At 71.8% G+C, this 9,644-nt stretch carries 10 protein-coding genes; 8 read left to right on the top strand and 2 right to left on the bottom strand.

From position 1 onward, the window contains the following. Positions 1-97: 97 nt before the first annotated feature. Positions 98-901 carry a hypothetical protein gene (locus ACZ7BZ_RS37995; RefSeq protein ID WP_470362368.1) on the bottom strand — a complete coding sequence of 268 codons (804 nt, stop codon included), beginning with the start codon at positions 899-901 and terminating at the stop codon, positions 98-100. A 150-nt stretch (positions 902-1,051) separates the two neighbouring features. Here ACZ7BZ_RS37995 and ACZ7BZ_RS37990 point away from each other — a divergent pair, with 150 nt between their 5' ends. The 7 genes from ACZ7BZ_RS37990 to ACZ7BZ_RS37960 all read left to right on the top strand — a co-directional run bounded on the left by ACZ7BZ_RS37990 (position 1,052) and on the right by ACZ7BZ_RS37960 (position 7,028). Beyond that, positions 1,052-1,843, top strand: coding sequence for an ABC transporter ATP-binding protein (locus ACZ7BZ_RS37990; protein ID WP_380457706.1), 792 nt, complete (start codon positions 1,052-1,054; stop codon positions 1,841-1,843). Positions 1,844-1,962: 119 nt separating this feature from the next. Then, on the top strand, positions 1,963-2,385 hold the full coding sequence (locus ACZ7BZ_RS37985) for an NfeD family protein (protein WP_465751247.1): 423 nt from the start codon (positions 1,963-1,965) through the stop codon (positions 2,383-2,385). A gap of 10 nt (positions 2,386-2,395) precedes the next feature. Next, positions 2,396-3,448 (top strand): SPFH domain-containing protein, encoded by a 1,053-nt coding sequence (locus ACZ7BZ_RS37980; protein WP_470362367.1) that lies wholly within the window; start codon positions 2,396-2,398, stop codon positions 3,446-3,448. A 195-nt stretch (positions 3,449-3,643) separates the two neighbouring features. After that, on the top strand, positions 3,644-4,402 hold the full coding sequence (locus tag ACZ7BZ_RS37975; RefSeq protein WP_380457712.1) for a sulfite exporter TauE/SafE family protein: 759 nt from the start codon (positions 3,644-3,646) through the stop codon (positions 4,400-4,402). Positions 4,403-4,472: 70 nt separating this feature from the next. Beyond that, positions 4,473-4,652 (top strand): DUF1272 domain-containing protein, encoded by a 180-nt coding sequence (locus ACZ7BZ_RS37970; protein WP_470362366.1) that lies wholly within the window; start codon positions 4,473-4,475, stop codon positions 4,650-4,652. A 34-nt stretch (positions 4,653-4,686) separates the two neighbouring features. Next, positions 4,687-4,992, top strand: a complete 306-nt coding sequence (locus ACZ7BZ_RS37965) for a 4a-hydroxytetrahydrobiopterin dehydratase (RefSeq protein ID WP_470362365.1) — start codon at positions 4,687-4,689, stop codon at positions 4,990-4,992. Between the two features lie 95 nt (positions 4,993-5,087). Continuing rightward, complete coding sequence (locus ACZ7BZ_RS37960; RefSeq protein WP_470362364.1) at positions 5,088-7,028, top strand: outer membrane protein assembly factor BamB family protein; 1,941 nt, start codon at positions 5,088-5,090, stop codon at positions 7,026-7,028. 33 nt (positions 7,029-7,061) lie between these two features. On the opposite strand, the gene ACZ7BZ_RS37955 is transcribed toward ACZ7BZ_RS37960, so the two are convergent. Then, a complete protein-coding gene (locus ACZ7BZ_RS37955) occupies positions 7,062-7,592 on the bottom strand; it encodes an HNH endonuclease (protein ID WP_470362363.1) in 531 nt (176 codons plus the stop codon). Between the two features lie 359 nt (positions 7,593-7,951). Between ACZ7BZ_RS37955 and tyrS the strand changes: the two genes are divergently transcribed. Continuing rightward, complete coding sequence (gene tyrS / locus ACZ7BZ_RS37950) at positions 7,952-9,247, top strand: tyrosine--tRNA ligase (RefSeq protein ID WP_470362369.1); 1,296 nt, start codon at positions 7,952-7,954, stop codon at positions 9,245-9,247. The last annotated feature ends 397 nt before the right edge of the window (positions 9,248-9,644 follow it).

Below are 9,644 nucleotides of genomic sequence, written 5' to 3'. Positions count from 1 at the left end.
GATCCGACAACCGCTCACCCGCAGGCGACTTGACCTGCCCCACCCTCGCCACACCACCATCAACGAGGCAGAGACAGCAAAGTCACCGGCATTGCGCCTAGCGCTCTTCGCGCCCGTCCACCAGCGCGTTGTAGGCGGCCACCTGGGCGCGCCGGGCGGTGCGCCGCAGCGGGGCCAGCACGGACTGCCGGGCGGCCATCTCGGAGGCGCTCACCGCCGCGCCGTGGCCGCCCGAGGCGATCGACAGCAGGGCGGACACCTGGCGGGCCGACTCCAGCACCCGTACCGCGCGCGGCGGGTAGCCGGGGGCGAGCAGTTCGGCGTGGCCGCGCCGGCGGTACGCCTCCAGGGCGCGCAGCGCCTCCGGGCCGGCGCCGGCCACGTCGAGCCGGGTGAGCAGGAGGGTCGCCTCGCGCAGCCCGTCCGCCAGCTCGCGCTCGGCCTCGTTCAGCGAGGGCACGTCTGCCGGCGGGGTGTCGTTGACCTCGGCGCAGCGCCACAGCACGGTGGCCGAGCGGTCCCCCTCCGTGCCGAACACCGTGATCTCCGGCACCAGCCCGAGCGGTACGCCCACCGCGAGCACCGCCTCGCCCGCCGCCAGGGCGCGCTCGTTGAAGGCCGCCGGACCGGTCAGTCCCAGCGGGTGCCCGGCCGAGGGCAGCGCCAGCCGCAGCCCCTTCACACCCAGCACCCGCAGCCGTCCCAGCGCCCAGGTCAGCCCGTGCAGCTCGCCCGGAGCGTCCCCGGGCAGCCCGGTCACCCGGTGGCCCTCGTCGGCGCCCAGCACGGCCGCGGCGGCGTTGTCGGGCGGCACCAGGCCGCCCAGCAGGGCGTTGCCCCAGGCGGTCAGCCGCCCCGAACGGGGCTCTTCGTACGGATTGTCGGCAGGAGTCACGAGCATCCGGCCAGCCTACGGAATCGGCGGTCATCCGCGTGGCGTAGGTTTGCCCATGCGCGTGCGGCGCACCCACCCCGTGCCCACCGGCTGCCGGAGTGGGTTCGCCGCCCCGCACCGACGGCCGACATTTGTGTATTTGGGGAAGGCGTAGGCATGAGCGACGTGCTGGAGCTGGTGGACGTATCCGTGGTCCGGGAGGGGCGCGCGCTGGTCGACCAGGTCTCGTGGTCCATCTCCGAGGGTGAGCGCTGGGTCATCCTGGGCCCGAACGGCGCCGGCAAGACCACCCTGCTGCAGATCGCCTCCTCGTACCTGTTCCCGACCTCGGGCAAGGTCTCGGTGCTGGGCGAGCAGCTGGGCGAGGTCGACGTCTTCGAGCTGCGCTCCCGGATCGGCCTGGCCGGTGCCTCGATGTTCGACAAGCTGCCGGCCGAGCAGACCGTCCTGCAGACCGTGCTCACCGCCGCCTACGGCATGACGGTCAGCTGGCAGGAGACCTACGAGCAGTCCGACGAGGGCCGCGCCCTCGCCCTGCTCGACCGGATGGGCATGGCCGCCCTGACCGGCCGCAAGTTCGGCACCCTCTCCGAGGGCGAGCGCAAGCGCACCCTGATCGCCCGCGCCCTGATGACCGACCCGGAGCTGCTGCTGCTCGACGAGCCCGCGGCCGGCCTGGACCTCGGCGGTCGTGAGGACCTGGTCCGCAGGCTCGGCGCGCTCGCCCAGGACGAGTTCGCGCCGGCCATGGCGATGGTCACCCACCACGTCGAGGAGATCGCTCCCGGCTTCACCCACGTCCTGATGATCCGTCAGGGCAAGGTGCTCACGGCCGGCCCGATCGACACCGAGCTGACCGCCCGCAACCTCTCCAAGTGCTTCGGCCTGCCGCTCACCCTGGAGCGCCACGGCGACCGCTGGTCGGCGCAGGGCCTGCCGCTGGGCTGACCCCCCGTTCGTCCACTTCGCGACGGCTGTCGGAACCGGTCGCACCTGCGACCGGTTTCCGCCCCTCGACCTGCGGGAACTGTCCGCCTCGAAGGCCCTTCGCTCCCTAGGATGGACGTGTGGACAGCTGGATCTGGTGGCTCCTGGCCGCCGCAGCGCTCGGCATACCGCTGGTGCTCACCGCGATGCCGGAGTTCGCCATGTTCGCGGTCGGCGCGCTCGCGGCCGCCGGCGCGGCCGGGCTGGGCGCCGGAGTGGTCCTCCAGGCGGTGACCTTCCTGGTGGTCTCGGTCGCGCTGGTGGCCTTCGTCCGGCCCATCGCCTACCGGCAGTTGCAGAAGGGCCCACAGATCAAGATGGGCATCGAGGCGCTCCAGGGCGCCACCGCGGTCGTCGCGGAAACCGTCGACGGGGAGGGCGGACGGATCAAACTCAACGGCGAGATCTGGTCGGCCCGTGCGCTCCACCCGGACCAGGTCTACCAGCCGGGGCAGCAGGTCGACGTCGTCGAAATCCAGGGCGCGACCGCCCTGGTCGTCTAGGGGAGAGTCCGTGGAACCCGTCCTTATCGTTTTGGTCGTCCTGGTCGTGGTGGCCTTCATCGCGCTGATCAAGACGATCCAGGTCATCCCGCAGGCCAGCGCCGCGATCGTGGAGCGCTTCGGCCGCTACACCCGGACGCTCAACGCAGGGCTGAACATCGTCGTCCCGTTCATCGACCGGGTCCGCAACCGGATCGACCTGCGCGAGCAGGTCGTGCCGTTCCCGCCCCAGCCGGTGATCACCCAGGACAACCTGGTGGTCAACATCGACACCGTCATCTACTACCAGGTCACCGACCCCCGGGCGGCCACCTACGAGGTCGCGAGCTACATCCAGGCCATCGAGCAGCTGACCGTCACCACGCTGCGCAACATCATCGGCTCGATGGACCTCGAGTCCACCCTGACCTCGCGCGAGGTCATCAACGCCGGTCTGCGCGGGGTGCTGGACGAGGCCACCGGCAAGTGGGGCATCCGGGTCAACCGCGTCGAGCTGAAGGCGATCGAGCCGCCGACCTCCATCCAGGACTCGATGGAGAAGCAGATGCGCGCCGACCGTGACAAGCGCGCCGCGATCCTCACCGCCGAGGGCCAGCGCCAGGCGCAGATCCTCAAGGCCGAGGGTGAGAAGCAGGCCGACGTGCTCCGGGCCGAGGGTGAGGCGCAGGCCGCGGTGCTGCGCGCCGATGGTGAGGCGGCCGCGATCCGGACGGTCTTCGAGGCCATCCACGACGGCGACGCCGACCAGAAGCTGCTCGCCTACCAGTACCTGCAGACCCTGCCCGAGCTGGCCAAGGGCGACTCCAACAAGCTCTGGATCATCCCCAGTGAGGTCGGCGACGCGCTCAAGGGCCTCGGCGGCGCGTTCGGCGGGCTGACCGGCAACGGCGGTGGGATGAACGGTGGCGCGGTGGCGGCGCCGAGCGTGCCGCAGGCGCCTCCGGCGACCACCCAGGTGCCGATCGACCCGGCGGCCGGGCCGCGGCCGGTGGACGTGGAGAAGGGTGCGGCCCGGCCGCGGGTGGACCCGGCGCGGGAGTACCGCAAGATCGACCCGGAGTGATCGGAGCGCTTCTCCGGTCGGGGGCCCGCTGCCTGGTGGTGGCGGGCCCCCGGGCTTTCCGGGGCTTCCGGGGCGTTCCCGGTGCCGGGGCGTCGCGGCGGTGTGGCGTGCGTCCCGAATGATGGTCGGGCCTGGTCGGGCCGGTGCGCGGTCCGGCATGATCCCCTCGGACAGGACCGAGAGGAGAGGTGACCCATGACGCTCTGGGAGGCGATCGCCGTCCTGGTGGCGGGCGTCGGTGCCGGGATGATCAATGTGATCGTCGGCTCCGGCACCCTGATCACCTTCCCGGTCCTGCTCGCCGTCGGCATTCCGCCGGTGACCGCGAACGTCTCCAACTCCTTCGGCCTGGTGCCCGGTTCGCTCAGCGGCGTGATCGGCTACCGTCGTGAACTGGCCGACCAGGGCCGACGCCTGCGGCGGATGGGGACCGCCTCGCTGCTCGGCGGCCTGCTCGGTGCCCTGCTGCTGATCAAGCTGCCGAGCGGAGCCTTCGACGCGATCGTCCCGGTGCTGATCCTGCTCGCCCTCGTCCTGGTGGTGATCCAACCCCGGGTGGCCAAGGCCGTCGCGGCCCGGCGTCGTGCGGACGGCGATCCGGACGGCGGCGCGGTGCTGCTGCTCGGGGTGTTCCTCACCGGCATCTACGGCGGGTACTTCGGTGCCGCGCAGGGCGTCCTGCTGATGGCGCTGATGGGCATGCTGCTCCAGGAGGACCTCCAAAGGATCAACGCGGTGAAGAACGCGCTGGCGCTGATCGTCAACGGGGTCGCCGCGCTGTTCTTCCTGTTCACCTCGACGGTGAACTGGGCGGCCGCCGGGCTGATCGCGGCCGGCTCGCTGGTCGGCGGCCTGCTCGGCGCCAAGGTCGGCCGCCGGCTCCCGCCGGCCGCGCTGCGCGGGGTCATCGTGGTGGTCGGACTGGCGGCCGTCACCAAACTGCTGGTGGGTTGACCGGCCGGCGGGACGAACGTGGGATCGTACATCCGACCGTCTGACCGTACGTGAATCGGAGAAGTGCGCCATGGCCCTGGAGATGCGCGAGACCTGCGAGCGCTGCGAGGTGTCGCTGACCGCCGACAGCCCCGCCTCGATATGTTCCTACGAGTGCACCTTCTGCGCGGACTGCACCGAGGCGATGGCCGCCAACTGCCCCAACTGCGGTGGCGAACTGGTGGTCCGTCCGCGCCGGAAGACCGCCTGACCGGTACCCGAGCGACGACCCCCGGAGCGCACCGATGAGCAGCAGGGCACGACTGAGCGAGGACGAGATCGGGGCGGCCCTGGCGGCCGTGCCGCAGTGGAGCCGGGACGGCGACAGCATCGTCCGCAGCGCCGACGCCCCCGACTTCCCGGCCGCGATCCGGGTGGTCGTCGCCGTCGCCGAACAGGCCGAGGCGCTCGACCACCACCCCGACATCGACATCCGCTGGCGCACCCTGCGGTTCGTGCTGTCCACCCACAGCGCCGGCGGGCTCACCGACCTGGACTTCACCCTCGCCGCCCGCATCGACGGAGCCCTGCACGCAGAGTCCGCCGCCTAGGGGCCGGGGTGGGGCGCCCGGGCGGGGCGCTCGGGAGGGCGTGAGATGCTGACTGCCGCAATCGGCAGGCAGGCGGGGCTGGGAGGGACGGAACGATGGCGCAGGAGCCCTTCGGAGACCCTCATGCCCAGCAGCAGCCCTGGTACCCCCAGGGCCCGCAGCAGGACTGGCAGGGGTACTACGACCCGCAGCAGCCGCCGTCGCAGTCGCCGGCGCAGCCGCACGGGCAGTGGCAGCAGGCGCCGCAGTGGAACCAGCAGCCGTACGACGCCCAGCCGTACGACCCCCAGTCGTACGACGGGCAGGGTGGCTACGGGCAGACCGGGTACGTCGAGGGCGGCTACGCCCAGGGGCACGGTCACGCGCAGGGCGACGGCCAGGGTCACGGCCAGGGGCCGTACGGCGGGCAGGAGCAGTACCAGCCGTACCAGCAGTCGTATCCGGACCACGGGCAGCAGCCGTACGCGGCCGTCGCGCCGCAGGAGCAGCCGGCGGGGGAGGGGCTGTACCTCCCGGCGGGGGCGGAGTACTCGGCCGACGGCTATGTGCAGTTGGAGGAACCCCGGGCGGAGCCCGCGCCCGCCGACGAGGAGAGTGGCGACCAGCCTTCCGGGCCCGCCGAGCCCGCCGGGCGTTCGCGGGCCGCTCGGCGTGGTGACGGCGGCTCGGGTTCCTCCGCCCCTTCCTCGCTGGTGGCCAAGGTCCGCTCGGCCGTCCTGACCGGGGAGCACGTGCCCAACCGGCGGGCCCTGATGGTGCGGGCCGGTGCCGGGGTGGCCGCGCTCGGGGTGCTGATAACGGCCGCGCTGACGGTCGGCGCCGAGGGCGGCGGCAGCGCGGCCGCGACCAGCGGGGGCGAGCCCGGCTTCTCGGTGGCGCACACCAAGATCTGGTCCGCGCAGGCCGCCGCAGCCACCCAGCCCGCGGGGGACGACACGCTGGTCGGCAGCTGGCTGCTGGCCGACGCGGTGGTCCGGGCCGATGGCTCCGGGGTGCACGCGTACGACCGGACGGCGGGCAAGCCGACCTGGACGGTCGAGCCCCCGGCCGCCGGGGCCGTCCCGTGCGGACTGTCCGCGGGCGTGAACCAGGCCGGGCTCGGCGCGGCCCTGTTCCGGCCGCAGGCGGACCCGAAGAGCCCGTGCACACTGGTCGCCGCGGTGGACACCAAGACCGGCAAGACCGCCTGGACCAAGACCCTCTCGGACGCCAAGGGTGCCTACTCGGCGCGGATCGGCGTCACCGAGGACATGGTGGTCGCGGTCGGCGACGACCATGTGGCGGCCTGGGCGTCGGCCGACGGCAAGGATGTCTGGCAGTACACCGGACAGGGCAAGTTCTGCACCCTGTCCGGCGGCGTCACCGGCAAGACCGTGCTGGTCGCCTCCTCCTGTGCGGACTCGACGCCCGCCGACCAGGCCGTCTCCCTGAACGTGGCGGACGGCAAGGTCAGCTGGTGGCGGGGACTGAACAACCAGCCGAAGACGGTCACGGTGCTCTCCGCCGAGCCCGCCGTGGTGCTCACCACCGGCGGGAAGCCCGAGGACGACAGGGTGTTCGGGTGGGGCACCGCCGGCGATCCGGCCGCCGAGATCCCGGTGGTCACCGACGCGGGCCGGCTGGCCGTCACCCACGGAACGTTTTCGGCCACCCCCGAGGTGTTCTTCGAAGGCCGCACCATGGTCGCCGCGATGACCCCGGCGAACCCCGGCGGGCCGGTGTCCGCGGTCGGCTACGACCTGGACACCGGCAAGCAGCGCTGGAAGGCGCCGACCGCCGCCAAGGGCACCGCCAGGGCCGTCGGCATCGACGGCGGCTCGCTGGTGCTGGCCGCCGACGAACGCCGTGACCAGCCCGCCCGCCTCGGCCGCTTCCCGCTGGCGGGCGGCCAGGAGGCGGTCGGCGGCAACTTCCCGCCCGGCACCGGCTCGCTGCTGCTCTCCGGGCGGGTGCTGATCGGCGGCGGGCAGGTGGTCGTCGTCCCCGAGCACGCGACCAACTACGGCACGGCCGCGGGCTACCAAGCGAAGGGCTGAGCCCCCTCAGGCGGCTGGATCCGCCGGACAGGTCTAGGCCGCGGTGACGGGCTGACCCGGCGCGGTCGGCAGCCAGTCGGCCAGCTCCCGGGCCTCCGAGCCGCGCAGGCCGAGCGCCAGCATCAGGGTGGCCTGCGGAGTCGGCACGAACGGCCGCCGCAGCAGCTTCATCCCGGCCTGCTCGGGCGTCCGGTCGGCCTTGCGCTGGTTGTCCTCCGGGCACGCGGCCACGGTGTTCATCCAACTGTCCTCGCCGCCACGCGACTTGGGCTGCAGGTGGTCCACCGTGGTGGCCCGGCGCCCGCAGTAGGCGCACAGGTGCTGGTCCCGGGCCAGGACACCCCGCCTCGACCACGGGGCCTGTTGTCGGAACGGCACCCTCACGTACCTCTGCAACCTGATCACTCTCGGCACCGGGACGGCCACGCCCGTCCCCCGGATCGAGCGCAGCGGGTGCGCCTGCTCCACCACGGCCTTGTCCTGGAGCACCAGGACGACGGCGCGCTGAAGCGACACCGTCGTCAGGGGCTCGTAGCTCGCGTTCAGAACCAGCGTGTTGCGCACTCGGCACACCCTTCCCACGGGCGTGCCACGGCGGCACGACCGTCTCCACACACGTCACTGCCGCCGCGCGGCGGCGGAACCACTCTGAATGGGCCCACAGCCGACGAACAAGGGAATTTCCGGTATCGGGGAGGAGCGTGGGGGAGAGCCGACGTCTGCCCGGTGCCGGCTCGGCGCTCATCTGGCGCTCACCTGGCGCCGACCTGGTGCGGGTCCGACGCTGGCCCGGCCCGGTGCCTCGGGGGAAACTCGCTGGCCGGAACCGCGTAGGCTCTAGCAGGCTGGAGTCGTACCGACCCGGGGCCCGACCGAACCGGGCCACCACCGGGCGGACGCCCGATCGAAGGAGAAGCGTGACCGTGACGGACATCGTCGACGAGCTGCGGTGGCGTGGGCTGATCGCCCTGTCCACCGACGAGGACGCACTGCGCAAGGCGTTCGCGGACGGCCCGGTCACGTTCTATTGCGGCTTCGACCCGACGGCCCCGAGCCTGCACCTCGGCAACCTGGTGCAGATCCTCACCATGCGCCGGATCCAGCAGGCGGGGAACCTCCCGCTCGGCCTGGTCGGCGGCGCCACCGGCCTGATCGGCGACCCGAAGCCCACCGCCGAGCGCGTGCTCAACGACCCCGAGACGGTGGCCGGCTGGGTCGAGCGCCTGCGGGGCCAGATCTCGCGCTTCCTCGACTTCGAGGGCCCGTACGCGGCGCGCATGGTCAACAACCTGGACTGGACGTCCGGGATGTCGGCCATCAGCCTGCTGCGCGACGTCGGCAAGTACTTCCGCGTCAACAACATGATCGCCAAGGAGGCCGTCGCCCGACGGCTCAACTCCGACGCGGGCATCAGTTACACCGAATTCAGCTACCAGATCCTCCAGGGCATGGACTACCTGGAGCTGAACCGCCGCTACGGCTGCGCCCTGCAGACCGGCGGCAGCGACCAGTGGGGCAACCTCACCGCCGGCACGGACCTGATCCGCAAGGCCGACGGCAAGTCCGTGCACGCGCTGGCCACGCCGCTGATCGTCAAGGCCGACGGCACCAAGTTCGGCAAGACGGAGTCCGGCACGGTCTGGCTCGACCCCGAGCTGACCACCCCGTACGCCTTCTACCAGTTCTGGCTGAACGCGGACGACCGGGACGTCTCCAATTTCCTGCGGATCTTCAGCTTCCGCTCGAAGGAGGAGATCGAGGAGCTGGAGCGCGAGACCACCGAGCGCCCCGCAGCCCGCCTCGCCCAGCGCGCCCTGGCCGAGGAGCTCACCACGCTGGTGCACGGCGCCGAGCAGTACGAGCGCGCGGTCGCCGCGTCCAAGGCGCTGTTCGGGCAGGGCGACCTAGCCGACCTGGAGGCCCCGACCCTGGCCGCGGCGCTGGCCGAGGTCCCGAAGACCGAGGTCACCGAACTCCAGCCGGTGGTCGACCTGTTGGTCGCCGTCGGCCTGGCGCCGAGCCGCTCGGCCGCCCGCCGGACGGTCAAGGAGGGTGGCGCCTACCTCAACAACGTCAAGGTGACGGACGAGGAAGCGGTGCCGACCGAGGCCGATCTGCTGCACGGCCGCTGGCTCGTGCTGCGCCGTGGGAAGCGCAACCTGGCGGCCGCGGAGCTGCTGCCGACGTCGGCCGCGGTGTCCGACGCGACCGCGGAGTGACTGAAACCCGACGCCGCTGACCTGCGGCTTCGACGAACGAGGGCGGGATCCAGCCGGATCCCGCCCTCGACGTTTGACGATGTCCTCCAGGTGGCCTAGTGTTGAACGAGTCGCTGGAGCGGCCACCTCACTCAGCAAGACCCACTCTCACACTTCTAAGCCCATTCGATTGGGTTCGTTGGCGTTGTCGTCGACAGGGTGTGAGCGTGAATTTCGAGTAACTCTCGGAATGCGCTAACGTGGTGGTTGTCGCAGAAAGTGGCCCCGGCCAGTTCGGGAAATCCGATGAATGAAACTCCGGAAAACGGAGCGGAAAACGTCTGATAAGCTGGAAACACGAAAGAACGAAGCGCCCGGAGGGCCCGCTGGAAGGCGGTCCGAAGGAAGTGTCCGTTCC

Source organism: Kitasatospora sp. NPDC036934, assembly GCF_055608425.1.
The sequence above is the reverse complement of the archived record's forward strand: the minus strand, read 5'-3'. Positions and strand labels throughout refer to the sequence as shown.